This window comes from Nocardia sienata NBRC 100364 (assembly GCF_001613205.1).
GTDB classification, from domain to species: domain Bacteria; phylum Actinomycetota; class Actinomycetes; order Mycobacteriales; family Mycobacteriaceae; genus Nocardia; species Nocardia sienata.
The window spans coordinates 387,112-408,338 of the sequence record NZ_BDBX01000003.1 but is presented as its reverse complement, the minus strand read 5'-3'; the positions used below and the strand labels follow the sequence as shown (position 1 = coordinate 408,338).

23 protein-coding genes and 1 pseudogene are annotated in these 21,227 nt (G+C 67.8%); 13 read left to right on the top strand and 11 right to left on the bottom strand.

The window, feature by feature from the left end:
• Nucleotides 1–26: 26 nt before the first annotated feature.
• Entirely contained in the window at nucleotides 27–1,229 is a 1,203-nt protein-coding gene (locus NS4_RS02835; protein WP_063057851.1) for a site-specific integrase, read from the bottom strand.
• Nucleotides 1,230–1,457: 228 nt separating this feature from the next.
• Between NS4_RS02835 and NS4_RS02830 the strand changes: the two genes are divergently transcribed.
• Entirely contained in the window at nucleotides 1,458–2,600 is a 1,143-nt protein-coding gene (locus tag NS4_RS02830; RefSeq protein WP_245665003.1) for a coiled-coil domain-containing protein, read from the top strand.
• Nucleotides 2,601–2,618: 18 nt separating this feature from the next.
• Nucleotides 2,619–3,248, top strand: a complete 630-nt coding sequence (locus tag NS4_RS02825; protein WP_063057849.1) for a maltokinase N-terminal cap-like domain-containing protein — start codon at nucleotides 2,619–2,621, stop codon at nucleotides 3,246–3,248.
• Nucleotides 3,249–3,317: 69 nt separating this feature from the next.
• On the opposite strand, the gene NS4_RS02820 is transcribed toward NS4_RS02825, so the two are convergent.
• Nucleotides 3,318–4,535: a TerC/Alx family metal homeostasis membrane protein gene (locus tag NS4_RS02820; RefSeq protein WP_063057937.1), complete on the bottom strand. Its 1,218-nt coding sequence runs from the start codon at nucleotides 4,533–4,535 to the stop codon at nucleotides 3,318–3,320.
• A 325-nt stretch (nucleotides 4,536–4,860) separates the two neighbouring features.
• Here NS4_RS02820 and NS4_RS02815 point away from each other — a divergent pair, with 325 nt between their 5' ends.
• Complete coding sequence (locus tag NS4_RS02815) at nucleotides 4,861–5,508, top strand: DUF308 domain-containing protein (RefSeq protein ID WP_063057848.1); 648 nt, start codon at nucleotides 4,861–4,863, stop codon at nucleotides 5,506–5,508.
• A gap of 38 nt (nucleotides 5,509–5,546) precedes the next feature.
• Nucleotides 5,547–6,086 (top strand): hypothetical protein, encoded by a 540-nt coding sequence (locus tag NS4_RS02810; protein ID WP_063057847.1) that lies wholly within the window; start codon nucleotides 5,547–5,549, stop codon nucleotides 6,084–6,086.
• A gap of 12 nt (nucleotides 6,087–6,098) precedes the next feature.
• Here the strand turns inward: NS4_RS02810 and NS4_RS02805 are convergent, their stop codons facing one another.
• Nucleotides 6,099–6,551 carry a VOC family protein gene (locus tag NS4_RS02805; protein WP_063057846.1) on the bottom strand — a complete coding sequence of 151 codons (453 nt, stop codon included), beginning with the start codon at nucleotides 6,549–6,551 and terminating at the stop codon, nucleotides 6,099–6,101.
• Nucleotides 6,552–6,572: 21 nt separating this feature from the next.
• Between NS4_RS02805 and NS4_RS02800 the strand changes: the two genes are divergently transcribed.
• Both NS4_RS02800 and NS4_RS02795 read left to right on the top strand, forming a co-directional pair.
• Nucleotides 6,573–7,175: a CGNR zinc finger domain-containing protein gene (locus tag NS4_RS02800; RefSeq protein WP_063057845.1), complete on the top strand. Its 603-nt coding sequence runs from the start codon at nucleotides 6,573–6,575 to the stop codon at nucleotides 7,173–7,175.
• A complete protein-coding gene (locus NS4_RS02795; RefSeq protein WP_245665001.1) occupies nucleotides 7,172–7,609 on the top strand; it encodes an SRPBCC family protein in 438 nt (145 codons plus the stop codon). The genes NS4_RS02800 and NS4_RS02795 overlap by 4 nt, the downstream gene beginning before the upstream one ends.
• Here the strand turns inward: NS4_RS02795 and NS4_RS02790 are convergent.
• From NS4_RS02790 to NS4_RS02775, 4 genes are all read right to left on the bottom strand, one after another.
• Entirely contained in the window at nucleotides 7,580–8,059 is a 480-nt protein-coding gene (locus tag NS4_RS02790; RefSeq protein ID WP_063057844.1) for an OsmC family protein, read from the bottom strand. The genes NS4_RS02795 and NS4_RS02790 overlap by 30 nt on opposite strands.
• 53 nt (nucleotides 8,060–8,112) lie before the next feature.
• Nucleotides 8,113–8,991, bottom strand: coding sequence for an SCO6745 family protein (locus NS4_RS02785; RefSeq protein WP_063057843.1), 879 nt, complete (start codon nucleotides 8,989–8,991; stop codon nucleotides 8,113–8,115).
• Nucleotides 8,992–9,032: 41 nt separating this feature from the next.
• The gene (locus NS4_RS02780) at nucleotides 9,033–9,884 is read right to left on the bottom strand and encodes an SDR family NAD(P)-dependent oxidoreductase (protein ID WP_063057842.1); all 852 of its coding nucleotides are present in this window, start codon (nucleotides 9,882–9,884) and stop codon (nucleotides 9,033–9,035) included.
• A gap of 227 nt (nucleotides 9,885–10,111) precedes the next feature.
• Nucleotides 10,112–11,563, bottom strand: coding sequence for an amidase (locus tag NS4_RS02775; protein ID WP_063057841.1), 1,452 nt, complete (start codon nucleotides 11,561–11,563; stop codon nucleotides 10,112–10,114).
• 419 nt (nucleotides 11,564–11,982) lie between these two features.
• Here NS4_RS02775 and NS4_RS32570 point away from each other — a divergent pair, with 419 nt between their 5' ends.
• Nucleotides 11,983–12,237, top strand: a complete 255-nt coding sequence (locus NS4_RS32570; protein ID WP_063057840.1) for a hypothetical protein — start codon at nucleotides 11,983–11,985, stop codon at nucleotides 12,235–12,237.
• Nucleotides 12,238–12,467: 230 nt separating this feature from the next.
• On the opposite strand, the gene NS4_RS02765 is transcribed toward NS4_RS32570, so the two are convergent.
• On the bottom strand, nucleotides 12,468–12,755 hold the full coding sequence (locus NS4_RS02765) for a Tn3 family transposase (protein ID WP_063057839.1): 288 nt from the start codon (nucleotides 12,753–12,755) through the stop codon (nucleotides 12,468–12,470).
• Nucleotides 12,756–12,947: 192 nt separating this feature from the next.
• On the opposite strand from NS4_RS02765, the pseudogene NS4_RS02760 reads away from it, so the two are divergent.
• From NS4_RS02760 to NS4_RS02745, 4 genes and pseudogenes are all read left to right on the top strand, one after another.
• Nucleotides 12,948–13,316 (top strand): annotated as a pseudogene (locus NS4_RS02760) (Tn3 family transposase); the annotation flags it as partial.
• Between the two features lie 143 nt (nucleotides 13,317–13,459).
• On the top strand, nucleotides 13,460–14,107 hold the full coding sequence (locus NS4_RS02755) for a TetR/AcrR family transcriptional regulator (RefSeq protein WP_063057935.1): 648 nt from the start codon (nucleotides 13,460–13,462) through the stop codon (nucleotides 14,105–14,107).
• 50 nt (nucleotides 14,108–14,157) lie between these two features.
• Nucleotides 14,158–15,771 (top strand): FAD-dependent oxidoreductase, encoded by a 1,614-nt coding sequence (locus tag NS4_RS02750; protein WP_169811715.1) that lies wholly within the window; start codon nucleotides 14,158–14,160, stop codon nucleotides 15,769–15,771.
• A 30-nt stretch (nucleotides 15,772–15,801) separates the two neighbouring features.
• Nucleotides 15,802–16,632: an SDR family oxidoreductase gene (locus NS4_RS02745; RefSeq protein WP_063057836.1), complete on the top strand. Its 831-nt coding sequence runs from the start codon at nucleotides 15,802–15,804 to the stop codon at nucleotides 16,630–16,632.
• Nucleotides 16,633–16,652: 20 nt separating this feature from the next.
• Here NS4_RS02745 and NS4_RS02740 read toward each other — a convergent pair whose 3' ends face one another.
• The 3 genes from NS4_RS02740 to NS4_RS02730 all read right to left on the bottom strand — a co-directional run bounded on the left by NS4_RS02740 (nucleotide 16,653) and on the right by NS4_RS02730 (nucleotide 19,799).
• The gene (locus NS4_RS02740; protein ID WP_169811714.1) at nucleotides 16,653–17,051 is read right to left on the bottom strand and encodes a Tn3 family transposase; all 399 of its coding nucleotides are present in this window, start codon (nucleotides 17,049–17,051) and stop codon (nucleotides 16,653–16,655) included.
• Nucleotides 17,052–17,158: 107 nt separating this feature from the next.
• Nucleotides 17,159–19,339 (bottom strand): catalase/peroxidase HPI, encoded by a 2,181-nt coding sequence (gene katG, locus NS4_RS02735; RefSeq protein ID WP_063057834.1) that lies wholly within the window; start codon nucleotides 19,337–19,339, stop codon nucleotides 17,159–17,161.
• A gap of 28 nt (nucleotides 19,340–19,367) precedes the next feature.
• Nucleotides 19,368–19,799, bottom strand: coding sequence for a Fur family transcriptional regulator (locus tag NS4_RS02730; protein WP_063057833.1), 432 nt, complete (start codon nucleotides 19,797–19,799; stop codon nucleotides 19,368–19,370).
• Nucleotides 19,800–20,128: 329 nt separating this feature from the next.
• Between NS4_RS02730 and NS4_RS02725 the strand changes: the two genes are divergently transcribed.
• Both NS4_RS02725 and NS4_RS02720 read left to right on the top strand, forming a co-directional pair.
• Nucleotides 20,129–20,428: a hypothetical protein gene (locus NS4_RS02725; RefSeq protein ID WP_157105853.1), complete on the top strand. Its 300-nt coding sequence runs from the start codon at nucleotides 20,129–20,131 to the stop codon at nucleotides 20,426–20,428.
• Nucleotides 20,421–20,747, top strand: a complete 327-nt coding sequence (locus NS4_RS02720; protein WP_063057832.1) for a hypothetical protein — start codon at nucleotides 20,421–20,423, stop codon at nucleotides 20,745–20,747. Before NS4_RS02725 ends, NS4_RS02720 begins: the two co-directional genes overlap by 8 nt.
• The last annotated feature ends 480 nt before the right edge of the window (nucleotides 20,748–21,227 follow it).

Here is a 21,227-nt window from a genome sequence, read left to right as displayed (position 1 = left end):
CATCGGCAGCGCCACCGGGTGCGTTGTCAGAGCCCGAGTTTGGTGACCGCGTTGTCGGCGAGCGGATCGGCCGTGCGGATATAGCGGTGGACGGTCCGTGGGTTGCTCCATCGGCCCTGCCGCATGATCTCGCGGTCGGCGGCGCCACCGAGGGCGGCCTGGGTGGCGAACCCGGCGCGTAAGGAGTGGCCGGAGAACAGCGCGGGATCCAGTCCGGCTCGTGCCGCGTAACGTTTGACGATCTCGGCGACCGCTCGCCCGGACAGAGCGGTGGCGCCGAGCCCGCCGTGCCGGTTGATCGCGGGGAACAGGGGCTGTTCCGGCCGTAGCCGGGGATCGGTTCGGTAGCCGTGGCAGCGGTGGATCCGGGGGTCCGCGGCGGGTAGTTGCTCGACCCAGGAACGCAGGCTCGCCGGGTTCTCGGTGTGCACGGCCGACATTCGCAGCCAGTCGGCGCAGGCGCAGACGGGACAGGTGTGTGGCTGCCGGCCGCGGGGGAGCGCGACGTGTTGTTCGGTGATGCCGGTGGGGTCGGTTTTGGTGGTGGGCAGATGGATCAGCAGCAGTGGTTCTCCGGTGCCGTGGTCGGTGCCGAAGTGGATGTCGGTGATCCGCAGCCCGGCGAGTTCGCTGCGGCGTAGGGCGCCGGCGAAGCCGAGGAGTAGCAGCAGAGTGTCCCGGCGGCGGGCGGGTTCGCCGGGCCAGCCGGGTTCGGGGAGGCCGTCGAGGAGTTCGCCGAGGGTGTGCAGCAGGATCGGTCGTTTCCGGTTGGGCCGGGTGCGGCGGGTGCGGCGGATTCCGCGCAGGGTGAGGCGGACGACGTCGCTGCGGGTGGGCGCGGCCAGCCCGTTGGCGGCGTGTACGGCGGCGATGGCTGCGGATTTTCGTTCCAGCGTGGCGGGACTGTATGCGTGGCGTCCGTCGGGTGTGCGGGCGTCCGCGGCGGCGGCGAGGTAGACGGCGATATCGAGAGGGTCGGCGGGCAGCGCGCACCGGTTCTCGGTGGCGCACCATGCGGCCCAGGCGATCCAGTCGGTGCGGTAGGCGCGCAACGTGTTGGGGGACTGCGAGGCAGTGAGGTAGCGGCCGAGCGCGGTGGCCTGTTCGCTGTCGAAGCGTTCCCGGACCTGTCGCAGGGCGGCGGTGTCGACGAGGACGCTGGTGACACCGCGCCGGAGTTCGGTGCGGACGGTGTCGGGTAGCGAGAGTTCGCTGTCGTAATCGGTCACTGTAATCCCCTCGGTAATTTCGTAACTTCTTTCGTTTGGTTTGACGCAACGAAACGAAACGCATTGTGCGCCGTATCGTCTCGCCGCAGTCTACAGTTCTGGCCTCCGATAATGTTCACTTATCGGAGGCCAGACACTTCAGGCCTCCAGGCACCCCGTCGACGACTCGCCCCGTTACGTTTCGTGTAAATACGTAGTCCGCCAACGAAACAACGCTACGATTCTCCGGTGCCCACCGTCTGCAACTATCCCGGCTGCTCCCGCCCTCTCGCCAAGCCCACCGGTCCCGGCAGGCCCTCGGAGTACTGCGATCTCCCCGACCACACTCGCTGGCGCGCATGGCGGGAACGTCAACGTCTCCAACAGGAAGCGGAGACCCCCACGGAAACCGTCACTGTGACACCCAGAGGTCCGGTGACCACCGCACGCCTCCGTGCCGACGAACTGCTCACCCAATTCCGGACTCTCGCCGACCAGCTCGGTGCGACCCTGACCGCCGCGGTCGCCGAAATGAACACCCTCGCCGACCCGGCCGCCGCCGAAGCGCAGGTCCAGGCGGTACAGGCCGACGCGGCCCGCCGCATCGCCGAAGCCGAAATATCCGCCGCCGCAGCCGAACAGTCCCGACGCGACGCCTACGACGCCCGAACGCGCGCCGAGGAAGCCGCCGAGGACGCGGCCCGCGCGGCCGAGGACGCGGAAGCGCGTATCGCCGAGGCGGATACGCGCACCGCCGAGGCCCTACGGGACCGCGACGAAGCCCTGCGCGAGGTCGAGAAGGTCGCCGCTCGCGCCGCCGACGATATCTTCGCGGCACGCCGCGCAGCCGAGGAGAAGATCCGCACCGCGCGCGCGGAATCCGAGCAGCAGCAGCAACATCTGCGCGACCGGTGCGATCAGGAGATGGCGCGAGCCCAGCGCGCCGCCGACACCGAGATCGAGCGGATGCGACGGGAATGCGCGCAGCGTGAATCCGCCGCGGCGGCCGAACGGGATCTGGCCGTCCAGCGCGCCGCCGATATCGAGCGCGCCCTGGAACGTGCGGAACAATCCGCCGCCGAACGGGCCCAGACCGCCCAGGAGATGCGGGTCGAACTGCAACGTCTGCGCGCGGACACCGACGCCCTGCGCGGCGAGCTCGCCGAGGTGCGCCGGAGCGCGGCCGCGGACCTCGCGGCCGCCCGCGCCGAAGCAGATGATCGGCTGGAGAAGTCGCGCGCGGAGGCCGCGCAGCGGATGGAGGCCTTGGAGCACGCCCGCACCCAGAGCCTGGCCCGTGCCGAACGCGCCGAACGTCAGCTCGACGATCTTCTCGCCGAACGCGGCCCCCGGCCGTCGACGACGCAGGTATCCGCCGGCGACGCCGTCTGACGTAGCACAATCTCCGGTATGGCTCTCATCCACCGCACGACCATGGCACCGTCGAAATTGGAGTTGCTCGGCCGTTGGCTCCCGAGCCGCCCGTGGTACTCGGGCCCCGGGAGAGCGGAGAGTTTGCAGCGCGTGGGCGGGTTCCGGCTCGACGACCCGGCCGGAGCGGTGGGTATCGAGTTCCTGGTGGTGACCGATAGCGGAAGCGCCGAGCCGATCACCTATTTCGTGCCCTTGAGTTATCGCGATGCGGCGTTCGACGCCGACGCGGATGCGCTGCTCGGTACGGCGGAGCACGGGGTGCTGGGCACCCGCTGGATCTATGACGGCACCCGGGATCCGGTGGCTGTCGACCGGATGGTCGCGTTACTGGCCGGCGGTGCGCGGGCCCAGCACAGCACCGACAGCGATACCCCCGACCTGAGTGTCCTGGTCGCCGCCGCCGACCTGCCCGCGGCAGGTTCGCGGCTGGTATCGGCCGCGGAGAACCCTGTAGGCACCGATATCACCGTCACCGACGGACAGGTACGGGTGCACCGCGTGCTGGGCCGTTCGGAGCCGGTCCTGCGGTCGGGGCAGGTGGTGGCGCCGTGGACCGCACCCGGGGGCAATCTCGTACGCAGTGTGGTCCTGTCGCGACTGCGCTGACCCGTGTCACCGAGCGGGCGGTGGTCACCCGGGACGCTCCACCCGCCTCGGCTCCCTTTCGCTGTCTGCTCACATGCGCAGCGGCAAACCGGCGTGTATCCGCGCCACCCGATCGGCGTGCACGATATGCGCGCGTTCGAGCAGCGCGATGAGTTCGGACTCGCCCTCCCGGATACGCCGCGTGTATTTGCGCGGCAGCGCGGCGATCGTGTGCTCTTCGGCCGTCATCTTCGCGTAGGTGCGTTCGCGTAGGGCCTGATCGGCTTCGTAGCCGAGGTCGAGGTAGCGGGTGGCGTGCCGGCGGGCGTTGGCCACCGCGGTCTGTGCGCGTCCGGCGGGGCTGAGCAGCGAGGCCGCCACGGTCACCAGGAGTACGACGACGATCACCCCGAGTGAGGCAGTAGTGGATATTTCGGTGACCGGCACCGGTTCACCGTGGTTGATGAACGGCACGTTGTTCTGGTGCAGCGCATGCAGCACGAGTTTGACCCCGATGAGGGCCAGGACGGCGGCCAGGCCGAAACCGAGGTAGATGAGCCGGTCCAGCAGCCCTTCGAGCAGGAAGAACAGTTGACGCAGCCCGAGTAGGGAGAAGGCGGTGGCGGTGAAAACGAGGAACACGTTCTGGGTGAGGCCGAAGATTGCGGGGATCGAGTCCAGCGCGAACAGGACGTCGGTGCCGCCGATGGCGATCATGGCCAGCAGCATCGGGGTGAGGCGGCGCCGGCCGTCGACGACAGTGACCAGTTTGTCACCGTCGTAGCTGTCGGTGGTGCGCAGGAGCCGGCGAGCCAGCCGCAGCACCACCGTGCCCCCGGAATGGCTGTCCTCGCTCTCCGGTTTCAGCATATTGCCGGCGGTGATCAGCAGCGCGGCGCCGAATACATAGAACACCCAGGCGAAGCGGTTGATGAGGGTGGCGCCGACGAAGATGAATCCGGTGCGGACCACCAGCGAGAACACGATCCCCACCAGCAGTACTTTCTGCTGGGCCGCGCCGGGTACCCGGAAGGTGGTCAAGATGATGAGGAACACGAACAGGTTGTCCACCGACAGGGCTTTTTCGGTGATGTATCCGGCGAAGTATTCGACGCCCATGGTCGAACCGCCGAATACCCACACCCCGAACCCGAACAGGACAGCGACACCGATGTAGGCGGCCGACCAGATCGCGGCCTCGGTCAGCGATGGTGTGTGCGCGGTGCGGACATGGAAGAAGAAGTCGAACAGCAACAGGCCCGCGATCAGTGCGAGTGCGCATGCCCATGCCAGCGCGGGAACGGTCACCTCGGCCTCCTGACGGGTCACGTGGGGCTGGGGCGACTGTAGCGCCGGATCCGCGTGCTACCGGGCCGGTGCAGGTGGCGTCGGGGAGGTCGGGCTACTCCGATGGAGTGTGGGTGTCGTCGGACCGAGGGTGACCCGGTGGCGACGGAGTCGAAGGCCGACAGCGGCGGCGCGCCGTCGAGTTCCTCGTCCCGGTGCCTCAGCGTGTGCTGCCGCTGTATGCGGGTTCCCCGGCGGTGCTGTGGCCCAGGCAGTGCCAGGGGACTGGACGGACACTCCCGGCAACCGTGCGGCAATCCGCGGTCCTGGGCCATATCATTTTGCTATGCCGACCTACGAGGAAGCGGACGCCGCTCCGGTGTTCGGTCGCGGTGTCCGCGAGACGGTACTGGCGATGGGGGTCTGTTCGGTGGTGATCGGGATGACCACGGTGATCTGGCCGGACAAATCCCTGGGCACGGTCGGCAACCTGTTCATGTTCTCGCTGCTGTGCAGTGCGGTGACCCTGGCCGCGGTGGCGTTCGGCAGCCGGTTGGGCCGGTTCCCGCGGGTACTGCTGCTGGTGGCAGCGCTGGCATCGCTGGTGACAGCGACCCTGTGTTTCCGGGCGGGCGATTGGACGCTGCTGCTGGCCATGTGGCTGGGCCTGGCGTGGGCGGTGCGCGGGATCGCCCACGCGGTGGCGGGGGTGTGGGACGACGACGAGATCACGGGCAGTGGAAAACAGGAAGTGTTCGGGCTGGTCACGCTCACCGCGGGTCTGGTGGTGGCGATCGCACCGTTCGACGATATCGCGACGCTGGCACTGGTCGCCGGATGCTGTATCACCGTCTTCGGTGTGCTGGAGGTGTGGACGGCGGTCCGTTCACCGGCGGCGGTGCGCGGCGCGGGAGCGGTTTCTCCGACCCCGGACGAGCATCTGACGACGGTGATCGCGAGTGCCGGAGGTTCCGGGGGACGCACCCGCGACTGAGACGCGCGACGGGCTCCGATTTCGATACCCTTCCTGGTATGGCGATCATTGCGAGCCATCGGATCATGCGCCTGCGGGCTCTCATCGAGCACCCCAATACCGGCGCCGACGAGCGCGCGACCGCGCAGCGCATGCTGGACCGGATACTGGACCGCTCCGGCTATTCGGCGACCGGTGACCGGACCTACGGTAATCGCCATCATCGGGTCGGTAAGCATGCCGATCTACGGTCGGTGGCCGAGATGATCCGTGCCGATATCGCATTGGGCCGCATCATGTTCGCCCCGCAGACCCGGTTCGGGGAACCGGCGGTCCGGGATCCGCTCGGTGACGCGCCGGTGCAGATCGTGATCACCGTGGATCTGCCCCACCACGGGTGCATCGACATCACCATCGACAACGTACCCCGGGACTGGGGTTGGGTGATCGAGGACGGCATCGAATGCGTGAGCCCGCAGTTGCAGGAGCTGGCGACCGAACTGGCCGACATCATGAACGGTTACAACTTCGACGGCAGTGATATCGCCAAACGCTTCTTCGGCCGGGTGCGCATCCCGGACTTCACCTTGGTCTGGTAGCGCCCGAGGGCGTCAGGAGACGCAGAATTCGTTGCCTTCGGGATCCAGCATGACCCACCAGTGGCCGGCGGGCCCCTGATCCACTTCCCGGACGCGGGTCGCTCCGAGCTGTTCGAGGCGGGCCACCAGTTCGTCGAGGCCGCCCGGGGTGCTGTGGATATCGATGTGCAGCCGGTTCTTCACGGTTTTGGCTTCGGGGACGTCCTGGAACAGCAGCCGGCGGCCCTGGCCGATACCGGTGAAGGGGTCGAACGGGTCGTCCGGGTGGCGGATCGCGGCGAGGCCGCGGAAGGTCTTGCGGCCGCCGTGTTCGGTGACGGCGCCGGGGTCGAGGTGGCCGGCGGCGAGTAGCTGGTCGATCAGCGTGGTCTGGTCTTCCGGTTCGTATTCCAGCGCCGCGGCCCAGAAGTCGGCGATGGCGAGTGCGTTCGTGCTGTCGATGACGAGTTTCCAACCCAAAGTCATGTAACCAGTTATAGTGGTTACATGACTGCAGGTGCAAACCCGGGCCTGACGCTGCGCTCCCGCACAGGCGTCGACTACCACTTCGATCCCGGTGCGCTGTGCTTGGAACTGCTGCCCACCGGAGGCCCCGGCCCGTACCGCGTCTACGAGATTCTGCACACCCCCGCCGACCTCATCACCTGGGCCGGCCGGTCCCGGCTCACCCCCACTCCCGAGCTCACGGTCACCGCGGCCGAGGTCACCGCCGCACGCCACCTCCGCGACACCCTGTTCGAGATCACCCGCGCCCGCTCCCAGGGCGAACCGTCCACCGCGCGCGACCTGGATGTGCTGAACGATTTCGCCACCGCGGCGCCGCTGATTCCCCGGATCACCGCCACCGGCGTCCGCGCCTGGGTCCCGGATACCGGCACCGCACTGCTGTCGACCGTGGCCCGCGACGCCATCGACCTGCTCACCGGACCGCACGCCGGCCGTATCCGGACCTGCTCGGCCGCCGACTGTCAACTCATCTACGTCGATACTTCGCGACCCGGCCGCCGCCGCTGGTGCTCGATGGAGCACTGCGGCAACCGCAACAAAGTACGCGCGCACCGCGCCCGCACCCCCGAGAAAGAAGGATGACCACCATGCCCACCGGACTCACCGCGGACGCCGGCTGGCAGATCGGCGTCTCCCGTACGCTGCCCCAGCCGCCGGATATCGTCTGGCACCACCTCATCGGCGCGGCGGGTACGGCCTGCTGGCTGGGTCCCGGCGCCGACCCCACCTTCACACCCGGTGCGCGATATCGCACCGACACCGGAGTGACCGGTGAAATACGCGGCTACCGCCCCGGTGAGCGCATCCGGCTCACCTACGGCCCCACCACCGTGCAGGTCACACTCACCCCCGCGACCGGGCACCGGACTCGCGTACGTTTCCATCAGGAACGGATGTCGAGCGCCGCGGAGCGCGAACAGCAGCGGGCGCACTGGCAGCGGGTCATGGACGAGCTGGCCGCGGCATTGGACATGTACCGCCCCGGGTCAGCCGGCGGCGACCTCGATACGCGGTGAATGGGTGACCGGGAAATTCACCGACGCCGCGATGAAGCATTTGGCATGGGCGTCGCGGTGCAGCTCCCGAGCCCGGTCTGCCATCTCCGCGGCTGCCACGGTGACCACCGGCCGAAGCTCCACCCCGGTGAAACGGCCACCGCCGTCACTGTCCTCGGCCATGGTCCCCACCGCGTCGTCGTGATAATCGAGCACAGTGACGCCGCCGGTCGCACAGAGGTGCAGATACCACAGCAGATGGCATTGACTCAGCGAGGCGAGCAACAACAGCTCCGGATTCCAGCGGCCCGCGTCGCCGCGGAAGGCGGGGTCGGCGGACCCGAGTAGCTCGGGGCGTCCCGGCACCCGGGAAACGTGGGTGCGGTCGTAGGACCGGTAATCGACCGTTCCGCGTTCACCCGCCCCGGTCCACTCGGTGCGGCATTCGTAACGGTGCGTCTTACCTGTCATGCCTGCGATCGTCGCGCGAGGCGGGGTCGTTTGTCGAATGACGACGTCGCGGCTCAATCGTCCGGTTCTTGCCTCAGATCCAACCCGATCGGGGTGACCGCCGGGATCTCCCCGGACGCCATGACAGCCCGCGCCAGCGGACGCAGCGTACGAAGCAGTTCCGCGCGTTCGCCGGAGGTCAGCCCCGTGTACGCCGTCGCGGCCGCGGCGTCGGTGCGTGTCTCGATCTCGGCTTTCAGCGCCCTCCCTTGTGCGGTGGGGCCGTCGTCGCCGGCCAGCCCTTTGCCGCGCAGCGTGTCCAGCCGGACCGCCCATTCCTCGTCACCGAAATCCCTGGATACCGTGTAGACCTCGCGCGGGACCCGGTTCGCCAGGGCCTGCAGCACATGCGATTCGCGCCCGTCGATTCCGGCGGCGACCAGCGCGGCGATATGCCCGTCACCGCGGTGTTCCCGCAACAGTGTCGCCGCATGCCACAACCGCGCCACCGGGTCCCGCGGTTCGGGCAGTGCCCGGTTGGCGGCGAACAGCGCCCGCCCTTCCGCCGGCGCCGCGGCCGCCGCCCGCGCCGCGAGTTCCGCCGCCGCCGCGACCTCGGGACCTTCGGCGAGCTCCCCGAACTGACGGCGCAGCGCCGCGGCGGCACCGTGCTGCCGGGCGGTCAGCGCGGCGTCCGGGGCCGCGAAATCCCATGCGGCGGGCAGGGCTGCGCGCACGCGCTCGATGGTGAAGTTGTAGAACAGTGCGTGCACCACTTCGGGTCCGGGGGCGCCGAGCGGGGCGGCGCGGCCGGCGAAGTAACCCATCCAGAAGCCGCGATACCCTGCCGTTCTCAGCGCCTGGAGCGGTTCGGGTGAGAAGTAGGTGACGGCGTGCAGCGGTTCGAGCAGCAGCCATGCCTGCCGCGCGAAGGCGGGGAGTTCGGTGCTCATGCCGCCACGCTACTGCGCCCGGCGCCGCGTGGGCCGGGCGTTCATGCGGGCCACTGGAACTCGGGGTCTCGGCTGTAGTCCAGGCGCCGCTGATCCAGTGCCATGGACACCATCTGCCGGGCTCCCGGCCCGATGATCGTGCGCAGCGGCGGGTCGGACAGGTCCACCAGTTCAAGGACGGCCGCGGCGGCCACTGCCGGGTCGGCGTCTGCCCATTCGGACTCTTCGGGTTCGGCCGACCCGGCGGGCCCGGCGTGCGGATCGGGGTAGTCGGGGGTGCCCAGTATCCCGGCGCGCAGGTCGGTGTAGGCGGGGTGCGCGGTGGCGAAACGCATACTGGAACCGGCCCAGTCGGTGGCGAACCCGCCCAGTTGCGCGATGGTGACGGCGACGCCGAACGGGCGGAGTTCGTCGGCGAGTGCCGCGCTGAATCCTTCCAGGGCCCATTTCCCGGCGTTGTACATGCTGAACAGCGGCATGCTACCGACCGCGCCGACGGTGGAGATCTGCACTATGTGGCCGGACCCCCGGGTCCGTAGGTGGGGGAGTGCTGCCTGGCAGACCCAGACGGAGCCGTAGAAATTGGTGTCCAGCTGGTCGCGGATCTCGGATTCGGTGAATTCCTCGACCGCACCGACGAGACCGTATCCGGCGTTGTTGACGATGATGTCGAGGCCTCCGGTGACCTCGACGGCCCGGTGCACGGTGGCCTGTACCTGGTCACGATCGCGGACGTCGAGCGGCAGCACCGTGAGCCGTTCCTGCGCGAGGTCCTGCAGTGCGTGCGGGTCCCGTGCGGTGCCGACCACGTGGTCACCGTTGGCGAGCGCGGCTTCGGTGAAGGCGCGTCCAAGGCCGCGACCGGCGCCGGTGACGAACCATGTTCTGGTCACTAGAACCCCTTTCGAAACGAGACGTTGCGTCTCGATGAGAATGTCAGACGCTCACTCCACTGTCAAGACGAGACGTTCCGTCTCAGAGGGCTGGGGTGGGACAGACGCCTCGGAGATCCGACGCCGAGGACCGAGCTCCAGGCGAGGTGGATCCCAAGCGATTTCAAGTCGGCGCCCACGATGAGGGCGGCTATGGACGTGTCGGGACGAATACGCGGCAGTACCTTCTACTTCGGTGCCCGGAAACCGCCGATCTTCTGCTCGAGCAGTTCGGCCAGCCGCAGCGGGGTGTGGTCCTCGAACATCGGACCGATGAGCTGCACTCCCACCGGCAGCCCCTCGGGCGACCGGCCCGCCGGTACGGCGGTGGCGGGCAGGCCGGGCATGGTGGCCACACCGGCCCAGACGAGCTGGTCGAAGTACGGGTACTCGACGCCGTCGATGTCGATATGGCGGTCCTCCAGACCTCCGTTGTGGTCGTGCGGGAAGGCGGGGGTGGGCGTGATGGGGCACACCACGGCATCGAACTCGGCGAAGAGTCGCCGCCAGCCGTGGCGGTGGAGTTCGCGACGGTTGTGTGCCTCGACCCAGTCACGGTGGCCGAGCACCATGCCGCGCAGCCGCGCCGCATCGAGACTCCGGTCGCCCGCGCTCAGCGCGGTGGCGCGGGTCCGCAGCTGTTCGTACACGTCGACGGGAAGGCCTGCGGCGGCGTTCGACAGCATCAGCAGCATGTAGAGCGTCGCCGCTTCGGTCAGGTCGGGCAGCAGCGGACTGCGCCGTTCGACGCGGGCGCCTTCGTCGACGAGCGCCTCGGCGACCCGGTTCACGCCCGCCCGCACCGCCGATCCGGTCGGGATGAGCGGATGATCCTCGATGATCAGGACACGGAAGTCCGACAGCCGCTCGTGGCGCGGGGGCGGCAGTGCGAGGTCGTAAGCGATGCCGTGGGTCAGCGGGTCCGGTCCGGCCATCACGTCGAGCAGCAGCGCGAGGTCGCGGGCGGTGCGCGCCATCGGGCCGACGACGGCGAGGTCGAGGTCGATCGGCAGGGCCGGCCCGGGCGGCGCGACCATGCCGCGGGCCGGGGCCAGCCCGAGCGTCGGCTTGTGCGCGTATACGCCGCAGAAATGCGCGGGGGTGCGCAGCGAACCGGCGAGGTCGGAACCGATGGACAGCGCGCCGAATCCGGACGCCAGCGCGGCCGCCGAACCGCCGGACGACCCACCCGGCGTGCGGCCGTGATCCCACGGATTGTTGGTGGTGCCGTAGACCTCGTTGAAGCTCTGGATATCTCGCAGCACCAACGGCACATTGGTCTTACCGAGCACCACCGCGCCGGCGGCCTTCAACCGCGACACCTGCACCGCGTCCTCGGTCGGTACATAGTTCGCGTGCTGCGGCAGGCCCCAGGTCGTCGGCAGCCCGGCGATGTCGTAGGACTCCTTGACCGTCACCGGAATACCGAGCAGCGGCCGATCCTCACCGCGGGCGCGCGCCTGGTCGGCGCGGCGTGCGGCGGCCCGCGCACGGTCGAAATCCGGCACACAGATCGCATTGATCGCTCGGTCGTCCCGCTCGATACGGGCGATCGCCTCATCGGTCAGCTCCACCGATGTCACTTCACCGGTACGCAAGGCGGCCGCGAGTTCTTCCGCCGAATGAAAACTCCAATTCATGAAATCCGACGCTATTGGCCTGCCGGAGAGGGCATAAAATGCCGCTTCGCACAACGGAAGGCGGCACCGACCACCTGCTCCGGTTGAAGTCACAGGCTCGTTTTGCCATCGACGAGGTCCCGCCCCAGGTCACAGCGTCGGCAGCGGGCCGGCTCCATGAGCACAGGGCACAAGAATGCCATGCCGTGCAACGGGACAGATGTCTCAATACCTATCCCCGGCGATCTCACGCTCTCACCGGCATCCGGGGCCAGTCTCTGAGTGAACCTGTCGATCACGAGTCGTATCGTGCCGGGCAACCACTTACACCCACGTAAGACATCTTCTCAACGCCGGATCCCGCTCGGATGCACCACCACCGCCTCGTCATGGCCGGCGGTCGAGCGAATGGTGTGTGAGGGAAAGAGATATCTGCCGCTATGGACGGCGATGACACCACATCGTGTCGAATCTGCAGGGAGTTCGCCCTGCGGATCCCGGGCTGGACTGCATACATTCCCAGCTATTGGCTGTTACGAGCCGCCTGGGATCCCGACCGCCGGTTCTTCGAAGGCCCGCTGCACTTCTCCTGCCTCGAGCAGTGGAAACATCGCGAAGCCTTCCAGCAGGAGTTGGCCGGGATCCTCACCGGTCGGGGCCGCGCCCTCACCTTGAGGGGACCGAGTTCACGATGAACCAGCCTGGCTACTACTTCGGTGAGCTGCTTCACCAGGACCCGGACTGCGCCATCCATCGCAACACCGCCAGAGACTGCATACAGGAAGCCTGCTGTGCCTGACCAGGCCGCCGCCCCATAGCTGGGCCAGCTCGATATCGGCTTACGCCTCCACGAGCACCGCATTGGCCGCGGCGAGTGTGTCGAACCGCAGATAGTGCTGGTCGACGTGGTGCAGCCGGTCCAGGGTCAGAGCCCCACCCCGGGCGAGACAACGGGTTTGAACCCGACGTTCATCGCATGCGCGCACAGCACCGCCGCAATCGACAGGGCGAGTTCCGCTACACGGGCGGGGTTCCCGGAGACGAGGGTGAATGCCTCGGTGAACTCGGGCAGCCATGACATCACCTCCAGCGCCAGCTCCGGCAGGTCCACCCGCGGCAACATCGCCTCCACCCGGTGCCGCAGGTCGGTCAGCGAAGGTGGATCCGGTACCGCGGTCAGCGCGGCAACGTGCAGGCGACCCTCGGCGTCCACGCTGGCCGGGGCGTCGTCGCCGAGCCGGCCGATCAGTTCCCTCCCTGAAGGGGTACCGGTAGTAACCGCCGAAAACCAACGGATATGGGTAGCCGTAGCTGATCGCTGGTGAGTTCGGGTTCGGCCTGCGGTGAGGGCTGGTTGCTGGGCAACTACCTGCGCCAGTTCACCCCCGCGGGGCTCGCGTCGGTGGGTTTCGCCGGCGGGGACGTGTACGTGCCGGGCTCACGCCGGTATGCCGACCCGGCCGCCTACCTGCTCACCAGCGAGCAGTGGGAACCGCAACGCACCGAGTTCTGCCGCCTGGTCGGTCGCTCGGCCGACCCTAGTGTCGCCCTGGCCGCAGTCGTCGAGGAACTGAACACCGCGGTCGGTGAACTCGAGACGGTGCTCGCCGAGCGCGAGGGCCCGGTGCGCCTGGACGGGGAATCCGGGGATCTGGTCATCTCCCCGTTGACCGCCGAGGACGTTCCGGCCGAGGCGATCGCGCTCAAGGCCGAGCCGACCGAGATGCTGCCGTTCGCGCCGATCGTGTCGTTGCTGATCGAGACTCCGCGCCAGGCGGCGAAGCCGCGCGGCGATTCGGTGGAGCGGGCTTCCTCATTGGCCAGCACGCGGATCGTGGATGTCTGACCACTCGGTATGCGACATAGGGCGCTCGGGGACATGACCGTGTTGTTCAGTGGCGGTGACAGACTGTGCTGATGACTGACTCGATGCGGCGCCGGGGTCGGCCGGCGAGACTGTCCCGCGAGGCGGTGGTCGCGGCTGCAGAACAGATTGTGGAGTCCGAGGGTATCGAAGCGTTGACCATGCGCCGCGTCGCAGATCGGCTGTCGAGTTCTCCCACGGCGATCTACCGGCATGTGCGTGACAAGGACGAGATGCTGCTGGCGCTGCTGGACGAGGTTGCGGGTGAGCTCGGTCGGCCGGATCTACCCGAAGATCCGCGGCAGCGACTGGTGGTGTTGTGGCGGCTGCTGTACGGCACTCTTGCCGCGCGCCCCTGGGTGGTGGGTGTCCTGGTCGGTAAGGATCTTGCCAGCCGGGCGATCTTGTGGGTGGTCGAGGAGATCTTGCAGGCATTTGTGGCCTGTGGCCTGGACCGTGAGCAGGCGGCGTCCGCATATCGCGCGGTGTGGCAGTTCACGGTCGGGGTCCTAACCATCCGGAGTGGGTCTGATCGAGCCCGCTCCGAGGCGGGTCGGTTCGGCCAGGCGAGCGTGGTCATAGAAGCCGATTCGGAACTGACCCCCACGATCGCCGCGCTGGCCGCTGATTGGCCGCATCCCTGGGAGAACTACGAGTACGGACTCACCGCGTTGCTCGATGGTCTGATCGCGCGGTCTTGACCCTCCACGTCTATTTGTTAACGTGTTAACAAATAGACGTGGAGGAACTCGTGGAAGACGTTGATGTTGTAGTGATCGGTTCGGGGGCGGCCGGCTTGGCTGCCGCGCTCGCGGCCGCGGACGGTGGGGCCGAGGTCGCGGTGCTGGAGGCCTCCTCGCGGTGGGGCGGCTCGACGGCGGTCTCGGGTGGACAGATCTGGGCGCCGGGCAATCATCGAATGCGTCAAGCCGGCTACCCCGACTCCGCCGAGAATGCCCTGGCCTATTGCCGCGCCGCAGCCCCCGGGCGTGAGGACGACCTGGTCGTGACATTCGTCCAGGCGACACCGGAGACCGTGCGATTCCTCGAGGAACGCACTCCAATCGAATTCTCGGTGGTAACGGCATATCCCGACACTTTCGTCGAGCTGCCGGGCGGCCATTCGTCGCGCCACCTCGAAGTCCGCCCGGTGGCCCTCGGGGATCTCGGCGCGGTCGAGGAACTGGTCTGGCCAGCGTCGCTTTTCGCACCAGTACTCACCAACCAAGAAGTGTGCGAACACAGTCTCTTCTCCGGTGGGCAACCACCACTGGAACTGATCGCACAACGCAGCGCGGACGATGTGGTAACCCTCGGAGCAGGCTTGGTCGCCGGACTGCTGCACGGCTGCCGCGCCCTGGGAGTCGGTTTGGTGCGCGGATGCCGGGTGGTCGAACTGCTCCGCGCCGACAACGGCCGGATCGCGGGTGTGCGGGCCGAACAGGACGGTGCCGCCCGCACGGTGCGTGCCCGGCGAGGCGTCATTCTGGCCACCGGGGGATTCGAACACGACGCCGAATTGCGTTCTCGATTGCTGTCCGGGCCGCTCACCCACCCGGTGACCCCGCCGGTGCAGAACGGAGACGGCTTGCGGTTGGCCGGACGGGTCGGCGCGGCGATGGCGTATCCGGGAGAGTACTGGTCCTGGCCCGCCTACCAGGCCCCCGGCACGGTCTGGCCCGACCTGCAAGCGACACCTCAGGCGCAACTGGTGCTGCCGGAACGGTCACTGCCACACGTGCTCTGGATCAACGCCGCCGGGCACCGGTTCGTCAACGAGTCCAGCCACAACTGCGCCGCTGCCTTCGCCGAACTCGACCCCAACACCCACCGGCCCAGAAACCTGCCGGCCTGGGCGATCGGCGACGCTCAATTCCGTGCCAAGTACTCGGTCGCAGGCATCCCCGCAGGCTCGCAGGCACCGGACTGGCTGATCCAAGCGGACAGCATCCACGATCTCGCCGCCCGTCTCGGCATCGACCCGGACGCTCTGGCGGCCACCGTCTCCCGATTCAACACCATGGCCGCGACCGGCCGCGACGAGGATTTCGGCCGCGGACGCTCCCGCTACGAGCATGCTTTCGGAGACCCGGCCGCAGCGCATCCGAACCTCGGTCCAGTGAGCGAGCCCCCGTTCTTCGCCCTCCCCGTACACCCGGGAGCAGTCGGTACCAAGGGCGGAGCCCGTATCGACCGGCAAGCCCGCGTTCTCGATTGGACAGGACACCCGATCCCCGGTCTCTACGCTGCGGGGAATGCAGCCGCGGCCGTCTTCGGGCCCGGCACCATCGCCGGGGGACTGACGATCGCTTCTGCCCTCACCTGGGGCCGCATCGCCGGCCGTGACGCGGCACGAACCCACTGAACTACTTTCCAACCGACAAGGAGTACACGCATGTTCTTGATCACGGCAGCTACCGGAAACGTAGGCCGAGCCCTCGTCGAGCGGCTCCGCGCCGCCGGCGCCGACGTCACAGCCCTCACTCGCAACCCCGCAGCCGCCGGCCTGCCTCCAGGAGTCGATACAGTACCGGCGCTGGATGGACGGTTCCCGCTCGACGGGGTCGACACGGTATTCCTCAACGCCGCCGCGGTACACGGGACCGCCGAGCAGTTCCTGTCTCAAGCGGTTACGCACGGTGTGCGCCGCATCGTGCTGCTGTCCTCCTCGTCGGTGCTCGACAACCATCCCGACAATCACACCGGTGTCGCACACCGCGAACTCGAACGCCGCATCGAACAGACCGGAATGGAATGGGTATTCCTACGCTCCGGCATGTTCGCCACCAACACCGTGTGGTGGGCACCCACGATTCGTGCACACGGCGTCGTTCGCGCCGCCCACGCGAAGGCTCGCATCGCTCCGATCCATGAGCAAGACCTGGCCGCCGCAGCGGCCGCCGCGATGCTGGAAGACAGTCTCGCCGGGACTGCGCCCGTGCTCACCGGCCCGGAGCTGATCACCCAAGCCGGACAAGCGGAGTTGATCGGCGAAGCCCTCGGCCGACCGGTCCGGTTCGAAGAAGTCTCCCCCGCCATCGGTCATCAACTGCTGACCAAGCAGCACACCCCTCCCCACATCGCCGACTCACTGCTGCGGTACTACCACCGCGCCATCCTGCACCCGATCGAACCAACCCCCATTTCGACGATCCTGCCCTCAGAGCAGCCACGCACCTATCGACAGTGGATTCACGACCACCGAGCGAACTTCGCTGCCCCGTAGCGGATGTCCACGGACCGGAATCAGGCCGTTGATTCGACCCGCTGGTCACTCGTCGTCCTCCGGGCCGTCCGGGTCGCGTAGCGGCCGGTGGGTGCCGCCGAGCTCGGGCAGGTTGAAATTGTAGGGGCCAGACGGAGGTGTTTGCGCATGAACGCCGACAGCCGGGTGGCGTCTTCGTCGCGGACCGGATAGTCCTGGGCGCGTAGCGGGTGTACCGCCCGGTCCAGGTACACCGAATTCCACAGCACGATGCAATTCAAGATCAGGCCGAGCGCGGACAGTTGATTCTCCATCCCGTCCAAGTAGGCACGGGTGACCTCACCCTTGTGGCCGTGGAACACCGTACGGCCCAGGTCGTGCCGCCCTTCCTGCAGGTTGGCCTGGGCTTTGGCTTCGCGGCGGTACCCGCTCGGATACACCACTACCCCCGACGACGCGCGAACGCCGACCCCGTAAACGACGGATCGCCCGGGAATCCGAAGACTCCCGGGCGATCCGCTACCGCGGTCCGGTCACACCGGACGGATCAGGCCAGATCGAACCGATCCGCGTTCATGACCTTGTTCCAGGCGGAGACGAAGTCGCGCACGAACTTCTCCTTCGCGTCGTCGGCCGCGTACACCTCGGCCACCGCGCGCAGTTCGGAGTTCGAGCCGAACACCAGGTCGTAGCGGGTACCGGTCCACTTGACCTCGCCGGTCGCGGTATCGCGGGCCTCGAAGGTCTCCTGGGATTCGTCGATCGACTTCCACTCGATTCCCATATCGAGCAGGTTCACGAAGAAGTCGTTGCTCAGCGTCCCGACGTTGTCGGTGAACACGCCCTGCTGCGACTGCTTGTAATTCGCGCCCAGTACCCGCAGACCACCGACCAGCACGGTCATCTCCGGCGCGGTCAGGTTCAGCAGGTTCGCGCGGTCGATCAGCAGGTGCTCCGACGGCAGCCGGTGGCCCTTGCCGATGTAGTTGCGGAACCCGTCGGCGCGCGGTTCGAGCACCCCGAAGGAGTCGACATCGGTCTGCTCCTGCAACGCGTCGTTACGACCGGGCGTCACCGGTACGGTGACCTGCACACCCGCCGCCTTCGCGGCCTGTTCCACACCGGCGGCGCCGGCGATCACAATCAGGTCGGCCAGCGATACCTTCTTGCCGCCGGTCTGGGCGCCGTTGAACGATTCCTGGATCTTCTCCAGCGCGCTCAGCACGGTCGCCAGCTGCTCGGGTTCGTTGATATCCCAGCTCTTCTGCGGTTCCAGGCGGATGCGGGCGCCGTTGGCGCCGCCGCGCTTGTCACTGGACCGGAACGTCGACGCCGACGCCCACGCCGTGGAGACCAGCTGCGGCACGGTCAGGCCCGCGGTCAGCACCTGCTCTTTGAGCGCGGCGATATCGGCCTCGTCGATCACCTCGAAATCCACGGGCGGGATCGGGTCCTGCCAGATCAGCACCTCGGAGGGCACCTCCGCGCCGAGATACCGCTCGATCGGGCCCATATCGCGGTGGGTCAGCTTGTACCAGGCGCGGGCGAAGGCGTCCGCGAACTGATCCGGGTTCTCCAGGAAGCGCCGCGAGATGACCTCGAACTCGGGATCGAAGCGCAAGGCGAGGTCGGTGGTCAGCATGGTCGGCTTCTTACGGGCATCCGAATGCGCGTCCGGGATGATCGCGTCGGCGTCCTTGGCCACCCACTGGTTGGCGCCGGCCGGGCTCTTGGTGAGCTCCCATTCGTAACCGAACAGGATCTCGAAGAAATCATTGGTCCACTGGGTCGGCTTGGTGGTCCAGGTGACCTCCAGACCGCTGGTGATCGCGTCGGCGCCCTTACCGGTGCCGTGTGTGCTCTTCCAGCCGAGACCCTGCTGCTCGATGAGCCCGCCCTCGGGTTCGGCGCCGACCAGCGCGGCATCGCCGGCGCCGTGGGTCTTGCCGAAGGTATGACCGCCGGCGATCAGCGCGACGGTCTCCTCGTGGTCCATCGCCATCCGGCCGAATGTTTCCTTGATGTCCACGGCCGAGGCCAGCGGGTCCGGATTACCGTTCGGCCCTTCGGGGTTGACATAGATCAGGCCCATCTGGACCGCACCCAGCGGGCTCTCCAGATCGCGGTCACCGGTGTAGCGCTCGTCTTCCAGCCATACCGACTCGGGGCCCCAGTAGACGTCCTCGTCCGGTTCCCACAGGTCGGCGCGGCCGCCGGCGAAGCCGAAGGTCTCGAATCCCATGGATTCCAGGGCGACATTACCGGCGAAGATCATGAGGTCGGCCCAGGACAGCTTCTTGCCGTACTTCTTCTTGACCGGCCACAGCAGTCGGCGGGCCTTGTCCAGGTTGCCGTTGTCGGGCCAGCTGTTCAGTGGCGCGAAACGCTGCATGCCGCCACCACCGCCGCCGCGGCCGTCGATGGTGCGGTAGGTGCCGGCGCTGTGCCAGGCCATCCGGACCATCAGCGGGCCGTAGTGACCGAAGTCGGCGGGCCACCAGTCCTGGGAGTTGGTCAGGATCTCGGTGATATCGCGACGGACCTCGTTCAGGTCGAGGGTCTTGAACTCCGTCGCGTAGTCGAAGTCGGGCTCCATCGGATCGGATGCGGGCGCGTTCTTGCGCAGGATCTTCAGGTTGAGCTGGTTGGGCCACCAGTCACGGTTGCCGGCACCCGTCGTGGGGTGTTTGGCCGCGAACGGGCACTGGCCTGTGGTGCTGTCGGACACTGCGTTCCTTCCGGTGAAACAGGGGTCGTTACGAATCGGTCGATACAGAACAGTCGGGGCACAGGCCCCAGTAGATGACCTCGGCTTCCTCGATGGTGAAACCGTGGTCGTCGGCGGCGGTCAGGCAGGGTGCGGAGCCGGTGGCGCAATCGACGTCGGCGATCGCGCCGCAGCCGCGGCACACGAGATGGTGGTGGTTGTCGGCGACCCGGGTCTCGTACCGGGCCACCGAACCGGTGGGCTGGATCCGGCGCAGCAGGCCGGCGGATGTGAGCGCGCGCAACACGTCGTACACCGCTTGATGCGATACCGCACCCAGGGAGTCGCGTACCCGGGCGATGATCGAGTCGGTATCGGCGTGCGGGCTCTGGTGTACCGCGCGCAGCACCGCCAGACGGGGTGCGGTCACACGGAGCGCGGCCCCGCGCAACATGTTCTCGAACTCCGCGGTCGTGGTCACGATTCGGAGCTTACCGGTTTTCTTGAATCAATCAAGTATTAGTTTGAATCAAGATCTTGGCGCCGGGCAAGCCCAGTTCTGTCCAGGTTTCCTGGGATGCGACCCCCACGCTTCACGAACGGGCCGGGCCGCCCGGGAGGAGCAGAATATATGCGGCGCGCGGCCCGCCGCAGGGTTATCACCGCAATCGCTACGGCCGTCTTCGGCTGCGCGGGCACGGCAGCGCCGGCCGCGAGAACGGCCGGCGCCCGCCGACCGGACCACACGGACCCCGCGCCGCACTCACCGGACAGATCGCGCCGTCACCTCGGTAATACCGAGGTATTATCGTGGCAGTCGTGGAGTACGAATGGCACGCATCCAGCGAACCGTTCCTTCGGCACTTCGAGGTCGCGGCCTGGGAAGTGGTGGAGGTGCTGTACTCGCCGCGGCGGTGGTCGCGTCCGGCGACCACCGCTCAGGGACTGGCGGTGCTCACCGTATGGGGCCGTACCGAGGACGGGCGGCCACTGGTGGTGGTCCTGCGACCGCGTTCGCACCCCGACCGGTGGCAGATCCTCATGGCCGCGCCCATGGGGGACCGTCAGCTCGCCGAATTCACCGCATGGGAGGCGACCCGAGATGAATAACGAACACGACCCCGGTTTCCCGCGCAGCGCCGCCGAAGCCGAACAGTTCCTCGATGGGCTGGCCTTCGACGACACCGCGCAGGTGCCGCCGCTCCCGCCGACCACCGACGAGGTCGAACGCGGAATGGTCACGACCTCGCTCAAGCTTCCGCAGGATATGCGTGAACGTATACGCGAGGTCGCCGCGGCGCACTGTCTCACACCATCGATGCTGATCCGCCAGTACATCGAACTGGGGCTGTCCAGCGAGCAGCCCGAGCGCATGATCCCGTTGTCGGACGCCATCCGGGTGCTGTCCAGCCTCCGGCCCACCGCCTGAGTCCTGCCGCCGCACCCATCGGGCGTGCGGCGCTCACGCGTGCCCTCCGCACGCCCCGCCGGACATCCGTACGCGATTGCGCCGCTTCCGCGCACGGCACCGCGCCCGGCCGCCCCTCCGGGCCGCCCTGCGGCCGCGCATTTCCCGGAACGGGCCCGCGCCGATCCGCACCGGCGGGACGATTTCGGAACCGGCTGCCGAATCATCTGATACGCCGAAGCATCAATTCCGCTCCCGCAGCCCCTTTCGGGCGGCCTTCAAGAGGCTCTGGGGCCTGGCGTTGCGGACCTCGCTCGAACTCGCTTATTATGGCGTTCCGAAGCTGGTCGTCGAGATTATCGAGAACCCACTTCGACGACTGCCGGTCCGATTGCTCGAATTACGGGCAGATCGGCACGACATGGATTCTCCCGATTGTCGGGGTCGCGGAGAATCCGCCGGGACAACAGGCGCAAAGGTAAGCCACGGCCAGAAGGCGAT

Coding starts and splice junctions, on each gene's coding strand:
- NS4_RS02795 (WP_245665001.1), top strand. CDS start 7,172: ATGACCACCATGCCCACCGGACTCACCGCGGACGCCGGCTGGCAGATC.
- NS4_RS02790 (WP_063057844.1), bottom strand. CDS start 8,059: ATGACAGGTAAGACGCACCGTTACGAATGCCGCACCGAGTGGACCGGG.
- NS4_RS02720 (WP_063057832.1), top strand. CDS start 20,421: ATGAATAACGAACACGACCCCGGTTTCCCGCGCAGCGCCGCCGAAGCC.
- NS4_RS02785 (WP_063057843.1), bottom strand. CDS start 8,991: ATGAGCACCGAACTCCCCGCCTTCGCGCGGCAGGCATGGCTGCTGCTC.
- NS4_RS02825 (WP_063057849.1), top strand. CDS start 2,619: ATGGCTCTCATCCACCGCACGACCATGGCACCGTCGAAATTGGAGTTG.
- NS4_RS02775 (WP_063057841.1), bottom strand. CDS start 11,563: ATGAATTGGAGTTTTCATTCGGCGGAAGAACTCGCGGCCGCCTTGCGT.
- NS4_RS02745 (WP_063057836.1), top strand. CDS start 15,802: ATGTTCTTGATCACGGCAGCTACCGGAAACGTAGGCCGAGCCCTCGTC.
- NS4_RS32570 (WP_063057840.1), top strand. CDS start 11,983: ATGGACGGCGATGACACCACATCGTGTCGAATCTGCAGGGAGTTCGCC.
- NS4_RS02800 (WP_063057845.1), top strand. CDS start 6,573: ATGACTGCAGGTGCAAACCCGGGCCTGACGCTGCGCTCCCGCACAGGC.
- NS4_RS02815 (WP_063057848.1), top strand. CDS start 4,861: ATGCCGACCTACGAGGAAGCGGACGCCGCTCCGGTGTTCGGTCGCGGT.
- NS4_RS02810 (WP_063057847.1), top strand. CDS start 5,547: ATGGCGATCATTGCGAGCCATCGGATCATGCGCCTGCGGGCTCTCATC.
- NS4_RS02755 (WP_063057935.1), top strand. CDS start 13,460: ATGACTGACTCGATGCGGCGCCGGGGTCGGCCGGCGAGACTGTCCCGC.
- NS4_RS02805 (WP_063057846.1), bottom strand. CDS start 6,551: ATGACTTTGGGTTGGAAACTCGTCATCGACAGCACGAACGCACTCGCC.